This window comes from Candidatus Pelagibacter sp. Uisw_137 (genome assembly GCF_047720245.1).
Classification (GTDB): Bacteria; Pseudomonadota; Alphaproteobacteria; order Pelagibacterales; family Pelagibacteraceae; genus Pelagibacter.
In genome coordinates this window covers 1267168-1282963 of record NZ_CP159811.1, presented here as the reverse complement: position 1 = coordinate 1282963, position 15796 = coordinate 1267168, and the positions used below count along the sequence as shown (strand labels likewise).

The 15796-nt window shown below is 30.5% G+C and carries 17 protein-coding genes; 15 read left to right on the top strand and 2 right to left on the bottom strand.

The genetic code is table 11. From position 1 onward, the window contains the following. The first annotated feature begins 1 nt into the window (after window position 1). The 13 genes from ABXT61_RS06835 to ABXT61_RS06775 all read left to right on the top strand — a co-directional run bounded on the left by ABXT61_RS06835 (window position 2) and on the right by ABXT61_RS06775 (window position 12091). The gene (locus tag ABXT61_RS06835) at window positions 2–1879 is read left to right on the top strand and encodes a heme lyase CcmF/NrfE family subunit (protein ID WP_415315177.1); all 1878 of its coding nucleotides are present in this window, start codon (window positions 2–4) and stop codon (window positions 1877–1879) included. Then, window positions 1876–2397, top strand: coding sequence for a DsbE family thiol:disulfide interchange protein (locus tag ABXT61_RS06830; protein ID WP_415315176.1), 522 nt, complete (start codon window positions 1876–1878; stop codon window positions 2395–2397). Before ABXT61_RS06835 ends, ABXT61_RS06830 begins: the two co-directional genes overlap by 4 nt. After that, complete coding sequence (locus ABXT61_RS06825) at window positions 2394–2768, top strand: cytochrome c-type biogenesis protein CcmH (protein WP_415315175.1); 375 nt, start codon at window positions 2394–2396, stop codon at window positions 2766–2768. Before ABXT61_RS06830 ends, ABXT61_RS06825 begins: the two co-directional genes overlap by 4 nt. After that, complete coding sequence (locus ABXT61_RS06820; protein ID WP_415315174.1) at window positions 2758–3273, top strand: acyloxyacyl hydrolase; 516 nt, start codon at window positions 2758–2760, stop codon at window positions 3271–3273. The genes ABXT61_RS06825 and ABXT61_RS06820 overlap by 11 nt, the downstream gene beginning before the upstream one ends. Before the next feature lie 9 nt (window positions 3274–3282). Continuing rightward, window positions 3283–4434 (top strand): alpha-hydroxy acid oxidase, encoded by a 1152-nt coding sequence (locus tag ABXT61_RS06815; RefSeq protein ID WP_415315173.1) that lies wholly within the window; start codon window positions 3283–3285, stop codon window positions 4432–4434. Then, window positions 4434–5585, top strand: coding sequence for an alpha-hydroxy acid oxidase (locus tag ABXT61_RS06810; RefSeq protein WP_415315172.1), 1152 nt, complete (start codon window positions 4434–4436; stop codon window positions 5583–5585). The genes ABXT61_RS06815 and ABXT61_RS06810 overlap by 1 nt, the downstream gene beginning before the upstream one ends. Window positions 5586–5653: 68 nt before the next feature. Then, complete coding sequence (locus tag ABXT61_RS06805; RefSeq protein ID WP_271482964.1) at window positions 5654–6820, top strand: aminotransferase class I/II-fold pyridoxal phosphate-dependent enzyme; 1167 nt, start codon at window positions 5654–5656, stop codon at window positions 6818–6820. Window positions 6821–6858: 38 nt separating this feature from the next. Then, on the top strand, window positions 6859–8232 hold the full coding sequence (locus ABXT61_RS06800; RefSeq protein WP_415315170.1) for an FAD-binding oxidoreductase: 1374 nt from the start codon (window positions 6859–6861) through the stop codon (window positions 8230–8232). 1 nt (window position 8233) lies between these two features. Next, complete coding sequence (locus tag ABXT61_RS06795) at window positions 8234–9187, top strand: 2-hydroxyacid dehydrogenase (RefSeq protein WP_415315168.1); 954 nt, start codon at window positions 8234–8236, stop codon at window positions 9185–9187. Window positions 9188–9327: 140 nt separating this feature from the next. Then, a complete protein-coding gene (locus tag ABXT61_RS06790; RefSeq protein WP_415315167.1) occupies window positions 9328–9798 on the top strand; it encodes a hypothetical protein in 471 nt (156 codons plus the stop codon). A gap of 125 nt (window positions 9799–9923) precedes the next feature. Beyond that, on the top strand, window positions 9924–11210 hold the full coding sequence (locus ABXT61_RS06785) for a PQQ-dependent sugar dehydrogenase (RefSeq protein ID WP_415315166.1): 1287 nt from the start codon (window positions 9924–9926) through the stop codon (window positions 11208–11210). A 69-nt stretch (window positions 11211–11279) separates the two neighbouring features. Beyond that, complete coding sequence (locus ABXT61_RS06780) at window positions 11280–11675, top strand: hypothetical protein (RefSeq protein ID WP_415315164.1); 396 nt, start codon at window positions 11280–11282, stop codon at window positions 11673–11675. After that, on the top strand, window positions 11675–12091 hold the full coding sequence (locus ABXT61_RS06775) for a c-type cytochrome (RefSeq protein WP_415315162.1): 417 nt from the start codon (window positions 11675–11677) through the stop codon (window positions 12089–12091). The genes ABXT61_RS06780 and ABXT61_RS06775 overlap by 1 nt, the downstream gene beginning before the upstream one ends. A 3-nt stretch (window positions 12092–12094) precedes the next feature. On the opposite strand, the gene ABXT61_RS06770 is transcribed toward ABXT61_RS06775, so the two are convergent. After that, window positions 12095–12484 (bottom strand): hypothetical protein, encoded by a 390-nt coding sequence (locus ABXT61_RS06770; RefSeq protein ID WP_415315160.1) that lies wholly within the window; start codon window positions 12482–12484, stop codon window positions 12095–12097. A gap of 11 nt (window positions 12485–12495) precedes the next feature. Next, entirely contained in the window at window positions 12496–13614 is a 1119-nt protein-coding gene (locus tag ABXT61_RS06765) for a HupE/UreJ family protein (protein WP_415315158.1), read from the bottom strand. On the opposite strand from ABXT61_RS06765, the gene ABXT61_RS06760 reads away from it, so the two are divergent. Both ABXT61_RS06760 and ABXT61_RS06755 read left to right on the top strand, forming a co-directional pair. Further along, window positions 13595–14416: a DUF4198 domain-containing protein gene (locus ABXT61_RS06760; protein ID WP_415315157.1), complete on the top strand. Its 822-nt coding sequence runs from the start codon at window positions 13595–13597 to the stop codon at window positions 14414–14416. The genes ABXT61_RS06765 and ABXT61_RS06760 overlap by 20 nt on opposite strands. Before the next feature lie 174 nt (window positions 14417–14590). After that, window positions 14591–15751, top strand: a complete 1161-nt coding sequence (locus ABXT61_RS06755) for a TRAP transporter substrate-binding protein (RefSeq protein WP_415315155.1) — start codon at window positions 14591–14593, stop codon at window positions 15749–15751. Window positions 15752–15796 lie beyond the last annotated feature (45 nt).

Genomic DNA, 15796 nt, shown 5'->3' with positions numbered 1-15796 from the left:
ATTGATAGCTAATCAGATAGGTTATTATTCTTTAATTTTAGGGTTGTTACTTTCTGTGTTACTTTGTGGAGTATCAATTAAAGACTTAAATAAAACTAATAAGCAGATTAACCAAAATATATTATCTCTATCATTTCTACAGTTAGTTTTTGTAATTGTGAGCTTTTTGAGTTTGATTATATCTTTTATAAACTCAGACTTTAGTAATGAGACAGTTTTTAATAATTCTCACACAACTAAACCATTATTCTATAAAATCTCAGGAACTTGGGGAAACCATGAAGGAAGCTTATTATTATGGTTATTAGTATTAACTTTGTTTATTTTTTTGTTTTTAATTAAATCAAGAGAGCAGCCTAAAAAATATAGAATTTTAACTTTATTATTTCAGCAAATAATAATTATTGGGTTTTTCTTATTTGTATTAATGACATCTAATCCTTTTAATTATTTATTCCCAATTCCCAATGAAGGTCTTGGTCTTAACCCAATTTTACAAGATCCAGCTTTAGCAATTCATCCCCCAATTTTATATTTAGGTTATGTCGGTACCTCTATAATATTTTCATCATCTCTTGCTGCAGTTACGCAAAACTATGTTTCAAAAAAATGGGGACAGCATATTAAAAAATGGGTTTTAGTTTCTTGGATTTTTCTAACTATAGGGATCATGCTTGGATCAATTTGGGCATATTACGAACTAGGATGGGGAGGTTTTTGGTTTTGGGACCCAGTTGAAAATGTTTCCTTAATGCCATGGCTAACATTAACTGCATTATTACATTGCATTGTCGTGTTAGAAAAAAGAGCAACACTAACATCTTGGGCAGTTATATTATCCATTACAACATTTACCTTAAGTATGTGTGGAACTTTTTTAGTAAGGTCTGGAATATTAAATTCTGTACATACATTTGCTAATGACCCTGCAAGAGGTATTTTTATATTAATATTTTTATTTGCACTAATTGTCTTATCAGTAGGAATATTTTTTATATTTCATAAAGAAAATAATAAAAGCTCAAATAATTTCTTTTGGCTTAGTAGAGAAACTTCCATCTTAATAAATAATTGGTTTATGATGTATTTTTTATCTGTTGTTTTAATAGGTACGGTATACCCAATTTTTTTAGATGTAATATCTAGTGAAAAAATATCAGTAGGGCCTCCTTTTTACCAAAAATTAATTGTTCCTTTTTTAATACCATTTCTATTATTTATGTCTCTTGGACCAAGACTTAAATGGATTAAGTCAAAAATTGAAAATAAGAGCTCCCTTATTATCACATTTATAATTTCGGTAATGTTAACTTTTTTTATTATTAAAAATTTAACTGCTGACTTACTCCTTTATACAGTTTTAATTTCTGCTGCTTTTTTTCTATTCTTTACAACTTTAAAGGAATTATTTATTAAAAAATTTAATAATATTTCTCAAACGGTTTCACACTTTGGTTTTAGTTTATTAATATTAAGCATTCTATTTAATAGTATTTTATCCTCAGAAATTATAACCAACATAAAAATTGGTGAAAAATATGATTATAGTAAAGGTGAAATTTTTTTTAAAAAGATAGAGGAAAGTAAAGAAAGTAACTTTAAATCCATCATTGCCTATTTTGAAATAAAAGATAAAAATGGAAAAACTGTTAAATTAAAACCTGAGATTAGAATTTATAATCAACCTGTAATCATTACTAGTGAGGCAGATATAAAAACAACACTATTAGAAGATAAGTTCTTAGTAATGAACCTTGTAAAAGGTAATGAATATTTCAATATTAGATATCAAGTAAAACCATTTATGGTTTGGATATGGATCTCTGTTTTACTATTAAGTCTTGGTGGATTAATGAGTTTATTAAAAAGAAAAATATGAAAAATAAGTTTAGCTTATTTATTATAGTTATTTTTTTAAGCTTTTGTTTTGTTATTTTTTATAAAGGATTAGATACTCCAAATAATTACACTCCTAAAGTTAATGAGAAAAAAAATATCCCAACTTTTGAAGCTAAGGACTTTTATTCAAATAATTACATAAATTCAGATGAAATTTTTGAAGAGAACATTTTTTATATTGTAAATATTTGGGCATCCTGGTGTGTGCCTTGCAGAACAGAGCACCCATTATTAATGCAACTAAGTAAAAATCAATCGATTAAATTAATTGGATTGAATTATAGAGACAATTTTAATAATGCAAAAAAATTTATTGATGACATTGGTAACCCATATTCTAGAATTTTAATTGATAAAGATGGAACCTTAGGAGTTGAATTTGGGGCATATGGAGTTCCAGAAACTTTTTTAATAGATAAAAATAAAAATATAATTAAAAAATTTGTTGGTCCAGTCAATCAAGAAACTATTAATGAGATTAAATTAATTATTAAATGAAAATTTTAAAAATATTTATAATCCTATTTTTAGCCACAAGCTTTTTTGAGTTAAAATCAGATGAAGAAAATGATGTTTTAAAAAATAAAATTTTAAAAAATATTCGTTGTTTAATTTGTCAGGGTCAGTCAGTATACGATTCTGAATCTGAATTTGCTTCTAGTATTAAACTAATTGTTGATAGAAAAATTAATGAAGGATTAAAAGAAAAGCAAATATATCAATTTTTAAGAGAAAAGTATGGTAATTGGGTTATTTTTGATCCTCAATTAAACAAAAACACTTATGTTTTATGGTTATTACCATTATTGTTATTTTTATTTGGTGGTGCAATAATGTATAAAAAAACTCAAAAAAAAAATGAAAAATAACCTTTATATTAAAATTTTATCAGCAGTAATTTTAACACTATTTTCTTTTAATGTTAGTGCTGAGGAAAATGTTAGTGAGCATCAATATAATTTTTATACTGGTAATTTTGATTTCAGTGACGATAAACAAAAAGCTATACTATTTGGATTTCAACACCAAAATGAAAATTTAGAAAGAAATACTTTCCTTGGAAATGCATCTCCTATCACAGGAGGGTTTATAACTGAAAATTCAGCTGCTTATGTGTATACAGGTGTTGAGTGGAATTATGCAATGGGTGATAAGATGAAATTTACTCCAAGTTTTGCTCCAGGATTTTACCATGAAGGTGATGGTAAAGATTTAGGTCATGCTTTAGAGTTTAAAACTGAGGTGCAATTGTCTTATTCAATTTCAGAAAGTACAAATTTAGGAATGTCATATAATCATATATCAAATGCGAGCCTAGGAGATAAAAACCCTGGGGCAAATAGTTATATGTTTAATTTACTAAAAAACTTTTAATATAACTTCATGAATTTAAACGATTGTCACAACTTTAGTGATTTTAGAAAATTAGCTAAGAAAAAATTACCATCACCTATATTTCATTACATTGATGGTGCAGCAGATGATGAAACTACTTATGAAAGAAATACGAGTTCGTTTAATGATGTGGACTTAGTTCCTAATGTTTTAAGAGGTGTTGAAAATGTTGATTTATCTACAACTATTTTTGGAAAAAAATTAGATCTACCTTTTTATCTTGCACCGACAGCACTACAGAGGTTATTTCATTATGATGGAGAAAGAGCAGTTGGAAAAGCAGCTCAAAAATTTAATACTATGTTTGGTGTTTCAGCTCTTGCAACTGTAAGTGTTGAGGAAATAGCTTCACTAGTTGATACACCAAAAATGTTTCAGTTTTATTTTCATAAAGACAGAGGTTTAAATGATTCATGTTTGGAAAGAGCAAAAGCTGCAAAATTTGATGTTATGGCTTTAACAGTAGATACAATAACTGGTGGAAATCGTGAAAGAGATTTAAGAACTGGGTTTACATCACCTCCAAAGCTTACACTTTCAAGTCTTTTTAGTTTTGCAACAAAACCAATGTGGGGAATAAATTATTTAACAAAAGGTAAATTTGAATTACCTCATCTTCAAGATTACGTAAAAGAGGGCACGGACACTAATACTTCAATAGGACAATACTTTTCTACTATGTTGGATCAATCCATGAACTGGAAAGATGCTGAAAAACTTTGCTCTCAATGGGGTGGGCATTTTGCGCTTAAGGGAGTGATGAGTGTTGAGGATGCAAAGCGTGCAGTAGATATTGGATGTACAGGAATAATGGTTTCAAACCATGGTGGAAGACAACTGGACGGATCTAGAGCACCTTTTGATCAGCTTGCTGAAATAGTGGATGCTGTTGGTGATAAATTAGATGTAATTTGTGAAGGTGGATTTCAGAGAGGAACTCATATGCTTAAAGCATTATCACTAGGTGCAAAAGCATGCTCAGGAGGAAGACTTTATTTGTATGCCTTAGCTGCCGGAGGACAAACAGGCGTTGAGAGAGCTATTGAAAAGTATAAGGCTGAATTAGTAAGGGATATGAAATTAATGGGTTGTACAAAAATTAGCGACCTAAACAGAGACAATTTAAGATTTAGAAAATAGTGAATTTAAAAGATTGTCACAATTATATTGACTTTAGAAAATTAGCTAAAAAAAAGTTACCTTCTCCAATTTTTCATTATATCGACGGTGGTGCAGATGATGAAAAAACTTTAAATAGAAATACAGATTCCTTTGATGATTGTGATCTAATTCCAAATATTCTTGCTAGTGTTGGTAAACCAGATCTTTCAACGACTGTTTTTGGAAAAAAAATTGATATGCCAATCTTTCTTTCCCCAACTGCCATGCAAAGACTTTATAATCATGAAGGAGATTTAGCTTCAGCAAGAGCTGCAGAAAAATTTGGAACCTTTTATAGTATGTCTACTATGGCCAATAATACTATTGAAGAGGTTGCTGATATTTCAAATGGTCCAAAATTATTTCAATTATATGTACATAAAGATCAATCAATTACTGACGACCTAATAGACAGATGCAAAGGGTCTGGTTTTAATGGCATGTGTTTGACAGTTGATACATTGGTTGCTGGAAACAGAGAAAGAGATCACAGAACTGGTTTTACTACTCCTCCAAAATTGACACTTCAAAGTTTAATTAGTTTTGCTATGAGACCTGAATGGGTATTCAATTATTTTACTCATAAAAAATTTGAATTATCCAATGTTAAAAATAAAACAGATAAAGGAACAAATATTTCAAAATCAGTTATCGAATATATAAACGAACAATATGATCCGGCTATGAATTGGAAGGATGCTGAATATTGCGTAAAAAAATGGAATGGTCCTTTTGCATTAAAAGGAGTGATGTCAGTTAATGATGCAAAAAGAGCAATAGATATTGGCTGTACAGCAATAATGATTTCTAATCATGGTGGTAGACAATTGGATGGTTCAAGGTCACCCTTTGACCAGGTCAATGCAATTAGAGAGGCTGTTGGAGATAAATTAGAGATTATTTTAGATGGCGGTGTAAGACGTGGAACTCATGTTTTAAAAGCTTTAGCAGCTGGCGCAACTGCTTGTAGTTTTGGAAAAATGTTTTTATTTGCTTTAAGTGCTGGGGGTCAACCAGGCGTGGAACGTCTATTGCAAAACATGCATGATGAAATTAATAGAAATATGGTATTGATGGGTTGTAAAAATTTAAAAGAGCTAGATATATCAAAATTAATCTATAGGAGATAAAATTACTTCTCAAAATTAGTTATAAAAAAAATAAATTAATTTAAAAAAAATAAATAATAGAATTAGATATGAAATTAGCAAAAAACTTAGAAAGATTAGGGACTGAAAGTGCATTTAGTGTTTTAGCTGAAGCTAAAGCGTTAGAGGCTAAAGGAAATCCAATGATACACTTAGGGTTAGGGCAACCTGATTTTAAAACACCAAAACATGTTGTTGAAGCAGCAAAAAAAGCTTTAGATGATGGTCATCATGGATATGTAATGTCTAATGGTATTCCAGAGTGTAGACAAGCTGTTACAAGATGGATTAAAAAACGCTATAGTGTTGATGTAGATTTTGAAAGAATTCTAATCATGCCAGGTGGAAAACCTACAATGAGTTATGCAATTCAATGTTTTGGAGAACCAGGTGCTGAAATAATTCATCCAACTCCTGCTTTTCCAATTTATGAGTCGATGATTAATTATACTGGCTCAACATCTGTACCTTATGATTTAACTGAAGATAAAGATCTTAAGTTTAATCCAGAAAAAATTTTATCATTAATTACTGATAAAACTAGATTGTTAATATTAATTAATCCAAACAACCCAACAGGAAGTTTTGTAGAAAAAGCTGATATTGATGTGTTAGCCGAAGGTTTAAAAAAATACCCACATGTAACTATTTTAAGTGATGAAATTTATAGTAGACAAATTTTTGATAACAAAGAAATGCCTTCATTTTTTAATTATCCTGAATTAAGAGAAAGACTAATTGTATTAGAGGGTTGGAGCAAAGCATACTCAATGACTGGATGGAGACTAGGATGGAGTTTTTGGCCAAAAGAATTAGTGCCCCATGTAAATAAACTTTTAATTAATAGTGTATCTTGTGTTAATGCAGCAGCACAATTTGCAGGAATTGCAGCATTAGATGGCCCAGATGACTCTATTAATGAAATGATGGTAAAATTTACAGAAAGAAGAAAACTAATTCATGAAGGCTTAAATAGTTTACCGGGTGTAGAGTGTAGTTTACCTGGTGGGGCTTTTTATGCATTTCCTAAAGTAATAGGAACAGGAATGGATGGATCAGAGTTTTGTAAAAAAGCCATGCATGAAGCAGGAGTAGCAATAGTACCAGGTACTGCTTTTGGTAAAACTTGCCAAGATTATGTAAGATTTAGCTTCGCTGCTTCTCAAGACAATATTTCTCAAGCTTTGGAGAATATTAAGAAAATGCTTTCTAAATAGGCTGTATTTTTTTAAAAAACTTTACTAGTATCATTACAATGAATGAATTAGTCCAAACTGAATTAAAAAAAATCTTTAATGGAAGATTTTCAACCTCAGAATCAACAAGAGCTAATTATGCAAGAGGAGAGGATACTTATGAGCCAGTATTATCTAAAGCAGTAGTTTTTCCAGAGACCAATGAAGAAGTGTCTAAAATTTTAAAATTATGTAATGAAAATAAAATTCCTGTTGTTCCATTTGGTACTGGAACTTCTCTAGAGGGAAATGCCGTTGGTAACTCTAATGGCATAACTATTTCATTGGAAAAAATGAACAAGGTTTTAAGTGTCAACGCTGAAGATTTTGATTGTAGAGTACAAGCCAATGTTACCAGAAAACAATTAAATGAATATTTAAGAGAAGATGGGGTATTTTTTCCTATTGATCCAGGGGCTGATGCAGCTATTGGTGGAATGGCATCAACATCCGCATCTGGAACAATGGCAGTCAAGTATGGAACAATGAGAACTGTAATTTCAGGATTAACAGTAGTACTTGCTAATGGAGATATAATTAAAACAGGTTCTAGAACAAAAAAATCTTCTGCCGGTTATAATTTAACAAATTTATTTATTGGATCTGAGGGTACACTTGGAATAATCACAGAAGTACAAGTAAGACTGTCTCCAATTCCAGAAAGTATAATGAGTGCAGTTTGCTATTTCCCAGATTTAGACTCAGCAGTACAAACAGCCCAAGAGGTAATCCAATATGGAATACCAATTGCTAGAATAGAAATGCTAAATAAAGATCAGATGGAAATAAGTATAAAATATTCAAAATTAGAAAACATAAAAGCATCTCCTACATTATTTTTTGAATTTCATGGGAGTGAAAGTTCAAATAAGGAAGCAATAAAACTAGTTGAAGAATTATCCAAAAATAATGGAGGGGGAGATTTTAAATGGGCTGTGTCCTTAGAGGAAAGAAATAAGTTGTGGCAGGCAAGGCATGATGTTTATTGGTCCGTAAAGGCCCTTGGTAATAATATGAAAGTATATTCAACTGATGTTTGTGTACCCATTTCAAATTTAGTTGAGTGTATTTCGTGGGCAGAAAAAGAAGTTAAAAAACACGATCTTATTGCACCTATGGTTGGGCATGTTGGTGATGGAAACTTTCATTCAATAATTTTATTTGACCCAAATGATAAGGAAAAACAAAAAAAAATTAGAAAATATAGTGATGACCTAATAAGTAAGGCTCTTGAATTAGAAGGAACAATAACTGGAGAGCACGGAATCGGTTTACAAAAAAAACATTATTTATTGAAAGAACATCCAGATAATATACCTGTTATGAAATCTATAAAACGTAGTTTAGATGTAAATAATATTATGAATCCTGGCAAGGTATTTGACCTAAATTAATATGAAAAAAATATTAGTCACAAGAAAATTGATAAAGGATAGTGAAGAAAAAGCTTCAAAAATATTTGATTCAAAACTTAATGGTAATGATGAGTTATATTCTCAGTCAAAACTTATTGAATTAAGTGAAGGTTATGATGCAATATTAACTTCTTTAACTGACAAGATGGATGAAGATACCATAAGCAAACTACCAGACAGTATCAAGGTAATTTCTAATTTTGCAGTTGGATTTGGAAACATTGATTTAGAAGCAGCTAAGAAAAAAGGAATAGCAGTAACTAATACGCCAGAAGTTTTATCGGATGCTACAGCAGAGATTGGAATTTTATTAATTCTTGGAGCATGCAGAAGAGTACCAGAAGGTATTCAAGCTGCAAAAGAAAGTAACTGGAAATGGTCAGCAGATTATTTAATAGGAAAACAGTTAACAGGTTCAAGACTTGGAATCTTAGGTATGGGAAGAATAGGACAAAAGATTGCAAAAATAGCAAAATCTTTAGGTATGATTATTCATTATCATAATAGATCAAAACTAACTGAAGAAAAAGAACAGGGCGCTATATATCACGACAGCATCAAAAGTCTTTTTGGAGTTTCGGATGTATTATCAATTTGTTGTCCTGCAACAAAAGAAACAGAAAATTTAATTAATAAAGAAACATTAGAATATTTCCCAACAGGTGCTGTTATAACAAATGTAGCTCGTGGAGATATTGTTGATGATGAAGCTTTAATAGATGTTCTAAATAGAAGAAAAATTTATGCAGCAGGTCTTGATGTTTACAAAGGGGAACCAAACTTAAACCCAGGTTACTTAAAAATTAAAAATGTTTTTATTTTACCTCACCTTGGAAGCGCAACAAAGCACACAAGAATTGCTATGGCTAATCTTGCTATTGATAATATTGATGAGTTTTTTAAAACTGGAAGTTGCAAAAATAAAGTAAATTAATTTAGATAGTTTTTTTCTATAAAGCTCAATATCTATATACTTTTAAGGTCTATTTTTTCCCGTATTTTTTTATTACAATTTTGTAGTAATATTAATCATTGATTAATTAAATTTTTATATACTAATTTAAAATAGAATAAATGAGTGATCAAACTGATAGAGACAAAAGAATACTTTCAAAATTAAACCTAGATAAGCTACCATTTGAAATATCATCAAAGAATTTTTTCATAATATGGGGAAAAATGTTTCAAAATTTAAAACCTCTTTTTATATATAAAGAAGGTGAATATGCGTTGAAGTGGTGTTTATCCACAAATAAAAGAATGAGAGTTTTTTTGAAAATATTTGAAGCAAACGAAGAGGGGTATGAAGTTTATAAGGAGAGTATTGCTAGTCAATTACCACAATTCTCATATAAAACGGTAGCAAAAATTATTGATGATGGAATGAAAAAAGGATATTATTTAAATTTAGCCCCCAGAACAGTAATATCAACTGACAAAAAAATTAGAAATATTAGACCCTCAGAGGAATTAGTTGTGCAGTTTATAAATTGGAGCATAGATATAATTAATAATTTAATAGACTTTCAAAAAAAATTGAAATAATTGAACGAACCCAAAACTACGTAGATTTTATTATACATAAAATATTCACGTTAATTACCACTGTATACTTTAACCTTTAAACTTGAGACACTTTTTTTTTAATAAACTATAGAGGAGAGAAGATAATGAAAAAAATACTTTCAATAATAAGTACTTTTTTGTTCGTAAGCTCAATTGCTACTTCTGTTTTTGCCGCTGGCGATGAGGCAACAATTAAAAAGTTAAGTAGCATGTACAAATCAGGTGACGAGGCACAAGCAATTGTAATTCCACAAGATACTAAATTTGCTGCAAATATTAGAAAAAATATTTTGCCAAATATTAATATGCCGGCTGGATTTAAAATTGATATATTTGCTGTAGTGCCTGATGCGAGACACATGGCTGTTGCAAGAAATAAAACAACAGTATGGATTGGAACAAGAAAAGATAAGGTTTGGCAAGCAACCGATAGAGATATGGATAATGTTGCTGATTCAGTAATGCAATTTGCTGCAACTGTTAAGTTTGACGTCCCCAATGGTGTTTGTTTCAGTGATGATGGACATTTGTATGTAGCAGAAAGAAACAGAGTTTTATGGTTCCCAGCTGCTGAGTATTTTGGTGAACAAACTGACACTGTAGCTGTACCAATCATTGCTCAAGGTAATTTGATACCAGTTGAAGAGGAATCTTATAACCACACTGCTAGAGTTTGTGCCGTTAATAAAGCAGACAATAAACTTTATGTTAGTTTGGGTCAACCACACAACGTAGCTCCAGCAGACAAATTGGATCTATACCAAGAAGTAGGAATTGGTGGAATGATTAGCTTTAATCGTTTCCCAGGAGAACTTGATAGAAAAGTTGTAGCCACAGGAATAAGAAACTCTGTTGGACATGCTTTTAATCCTAAGGATGGATCTTTATGGTTTACGGATAACCAAGTTGATGGCATGGGAGATGAAACTCCCCCAGGTGAACTGAATAAAATGCCTAAAATGGGTATGTGGTATGGTCACCCTTATACAGGTGGTGGAGAAGTTAGAACCAATGAGTATAAAGGAAAAACAATTCCAAAAAAAGATGCTGATAGATATGTTAAGCCTCAAGTTGAGATGATAGCACATGCAGCAGACTTAGGAATGATGTTCTATACTGGAAAACAGTTTCCAAAAAAATACCATAATGCAATCTTTAGTGCACAACATGGTTCATGGAACGCTGTAAAGCCAAGAGGTGCTAGAGTTATGGTTACTTATCTTGATTCAAAAGGCAATGCTGCAAAGACGGAGCCTTTTGCTGATGGTTGGATGACTGAAATGGGCACTTATCTAGGTAGACCAGTTGATGTTCAACAATACTTTGATGGCTCTATATTAGTTTCAGACGATAAAGCTGGAATAATATACAGAATATCATACGCAGGATAAAAAATATAAATTAGGGGACCGGTTTAATCTCCGGTCCTTTTTTTAAACAAAAATTTAAAAGAGAAAATTATGATCAAAAAAATATTAATAATTATATCATTTTTAGCAATTTGTACGGGTGCAAGTTTTGCAAATACGGATGAAAAAAAAATATGCACAGGTTTTGGTAAGTGGACAGAGGATGGAGAATATAAAGTTATAAGAAGCAAGTGCATTACTCAAAAAGAATATCAGGCATCATTAAATGCACCTGATTATCTTTGTAAATATTATCAAAAATCTATCTGGAAAGAATCTGAAAGAGCTTATGGTAAAAAACAATATAAATACACAGATTCAAGCTTAGCAAAGATAAATGTCCTTAAAGCTGAAGGAAAAACCTTGTGTGAAGCTGGAAAACTAAAAGAGGGAGAGGCAAAATTAGTAGAAGCAATTAAAATAATCAGTCACACAAGAATGAATTAATGAAAAAATTTTTTATTATTTTATTTAGTATTTTTTCAATATTTTCTTCAGTTGTGTATGCTGACACGCAGGCAGAGTCAGGTTCTGTCGCTGCAACTATTAGTTCGAGTTTAACTGATGAACTAAGACTAGGAAAAGAAAAGGTACAGACAATATGCTCAGCTTGTCACGGTCTGGATGGAGTAGCGGCATCGGGTGGTAACTCTGTAATTATTCCTAATTTAACTGCTCAACATAAGGACTATTTGATTGCAAAACTTAAAGATTATAAATCAAAAAGATTAGATCACCCTCAAATGACAATTATAGCTCAAATGTTAACCGATGAAGAAATTGTTGCTGTATCTGAATGGTATTCAAGAATAAAAATAACAATATTCGATCCACAATTAATTTTATCAAAACCGAGTAAATAGTTCTTAAATAGTTTTAGTGAAACATTTTCCAACACCTATTTGCCCGCCGCCTTGTTCATCAAAATACGTGTTGGAGTATTTTGCAAACTTGGTTATTTTATTGAATGTAAATATATTTATCATTTTATGATCTGAGAAATAGCCTACCAACACTCGATTATTGTTTAAGATTATTTTAAATGAGTATAAATATTTTTTTGTTTCCTTATCCAAAACTTTAATCTCATTATTATTTAAAACATAAAAATCATAGTCTATAATTTTCTGACTCCATTCATTTTTATCTGTTTCATAAAATTTAGTGTTCATTTTACAAAAATGCTCTAGCTTTTTTTCTTCAGCAATAGAATTGTGTGAAAATATAAGTATTGATAATATAAAAAAATACTTCATATTAATTTTAATTAAAAAAATAACCTTTCGACAAACCAATAAAAACCAATAGCTGCAATGATCAGCGAAAGAGGTCTGGTAACTCTATTACGATACCAAGATTTATTTTGAAATAGTAGTGCAATAAAAATATAAGATAATAAAATCACACTAATTTGACCAAGTTCAACACCAGCATTAAAAGAAATTAGACTTGAAATAAATAAACCCTCTGAAATTCCAATTTCATTTAAAACCCCAGCAAACCCTAATCCATGAAGTAACCCGAAAATAAAAATTATATAGGGTCTCAATTTTTTTAAATTTTCAGTAAATAGATTTTCAATTGCAACAAAAGTAATGGATAGGGCTATTATAGGCTCAACAGTTGTTGAGGGTATTTTGATAATATCTAACACACCCAAGAATAAAGTAATCGTATGAGCTAAAGTAAAAATTGAAACTTGTAAAATTAAAGGCCTTAATTTTGCTGAAAGTAGAAATAAAGCTAAAACAAACAGTATATGATCTAAGCCTTTAGGTATTATGTGTTTAAATCCTAGATAAATATATGTTTTGATATTTTCACTAAGTTTTTCTTTTATTTTTTTCTCTGAACTAAACCAGTTAGATTGGTTTCCTGTCTCTATTAACTTTGAGTACAAATCCTCATTATTAATTGAATTCACTCTTAAAATAATTGATCCTAAACTTTTATCCCAGAAAAATTTTAAATTTTCTTCTTTTAAGTTCTTGGTTTCAAAATCTATAATAGTGTCTCTAGCGATACTAATATTACCAATTTCAGGAATATCTATATTGGTCATGACTAAATTATAATTATGATTGGCTGACTTTAAATAAACTCTATTTTCAATATTTTTTATCTTAGAATTAAATTTTTTAATTAACTCAACAGCACTCATATTTCTTAAATTCTCATATTCATCTGATTCTTTTGAATCTTTCGTATTGGTGTGGTTTATACCTACACCAGCAATAATAGCCTCAAGATTTAATCGGATTGATAGAGTGGCATTTATGATATTGTTTTTTTCATAAATATTAAGATTTGCAATTGCTGGACGCAGTTCATGAGCATAGGATGATTTAATGAAAAGTAATAAAAATATGAATATCTTAAAAAACATTAACTTATTAAATCAGATTTTTTATTTTTTTGTAATCTTATTATTAACTGTTTTTTTAAAATTTAATGCACAAGCACACGAATTATGGCTTGAGCCAGTTAACTTTAAATTTAACAACAAAGAAGTGTCTAAGATCCATATTAATATAGGTCAAAATTTTATGGGTTCCCCGTTTGGTTATTATGATCCAAATAAAAAAAATTTATATTTAGAAAACATAAATAAAGTAAAAGATTTACCCCAGAGAGATGGAAATTTTCCAGCAATTCAAACGTTAATTTTAGACCAAGGTTTTCATATATTAAATTATGAAACAAATTATGAATTTTTAAAATATGAATCTGTAGAAAAGTTTAAAGATTTTTTAAAAGAACAAGATCTTGAGAGTGCTGTAGGTAATTTTGATACAAATAAAATCCCCACAGAAAGTTATAGAAGATTTGCAAAAGCATTAATGACAGATGGAAATAAAAGTTTTTTTATTCAAAAACCAAAATTAGACTTTGAGATTATTGCTTTAACTTCACCACATAAGTTACAGGAGGAGATATTTGAGTTTCAGTTATTTGAAAAAGGTAACCCTCTAGAAAATTGGAAGATTACCATTTTCAGCAGAGATGAAGAAAATAACTATAAGGAAATTGTAAAAACAAACCCAAATGGAGTGGGAAAGATAAAAATTTTTGACAACAGAACTTATTTAATAAGTGCTTTAAAGTTGGACAAAGCAAACTATATAGAAAAACTAAAATACAAATCAGACTGGTTTAGTTTATGGGCAACACTTGTTTTTAAAAAGTAATAATATTTTATATACAATTCAAAGTTGAATACTTATTAATGATATTTTAAATTAGCCCTAATTAGTAACACTTATTTAATGTTTGCGGTGTTAAATACCGTAGACTCTAATACCTAACTATGCTTAATTATTTATAGTTAATTAACTAATATAAACAACAAGGAGAGAGAAATAATGATTAAAGAAAAAAAATCATTGAAGAATTCAACTTCTTCAAGACGTAAGTTCTTTAAGACTGCTGCTAAAGCCGGTGCTGTAGCTGCAGCTACTGTTGCAATGCCAAATATTGCAACTGCAGGATCTCACGCTACTGTATTAAAGATGCAAGCTGCTTGGCCTTCAGGCGCAAACATCTTTTTTGAAATGGCGCAAGACTACTGTAACATGGTTAGCGATATGTCAGGTGGATCACTTAAAATTGATCTTCAGCCTGTAAACGCAATCGTTAAAACTTCAGAAATCGGAGCAGCAGTAAGTGATGGAATCGTTGATATGGGTCACTGGGTGACAGCATATTGGTACGGTAAAAATGCTGCAGCTTCACTTTTTGGAACTGGTCCTTCATACGGAATGTCATCTCAAGAAGTTATGGGATGGATGGAACGTGGTGGTGGAAGAAAATTATATGAAGAAGCAGTAGCTAGTGTTGGATTTAATTACACTGGATTTTTTCATATGCCTATGCCAGCACAACCTTTTGGTTGGTTCAAAAAGAATGTAACTAAAGTATCTGATGTTAAAGGCATGAAGTATAGAACAGTTGGTCTAGCGACTAACGTTTTAACTGCTATGGGAATGGTCGTAAGACAATTACCAGGTGGTGAAATTCAACCAGCAATGAAAACTGGTTTGATTGATGCTGCTGAGTTTAACAACCCAACATCAGACTCACAGTTTGGAATGCAAGATGTCTCTAAACACTATCACTTAGGAAGTTTCCACCAATCTCAAGAAATGTTTGAAATTCCTATGAACACTAAGAGACTGAAAAGCCTTTCACCTGCTCATCAAGCTATCTTAAAAAACGCTGCTTATGCTGCGAATACAGATAACTACTTCAAAGCGCTTGTTAGATATTCTGACAGTTTAGCTGAGTTGATGAACACACATAAGGTTAACGTTTACCAAACATCTGATGCCATTTTAGCTGAACAGTTAAAAGGTTGGGATAAAATTGTTGGAGAATTCTCTGCAAAAGATGCATTCTTCAAGAAGGTAATCGACTCTCAAAAAGCATATGCTAAGAAAGTAATGAAGTACTTGCTGATGAATCAGCCTAATTACAAACTAGCTTATGAAAATGAGTTTGGCCCAATTGGAAAAGTTAAAATTTAATTAACTTTTTAATATTTTAAGAAGGGGGTCTCGGCCCCCTTTTTT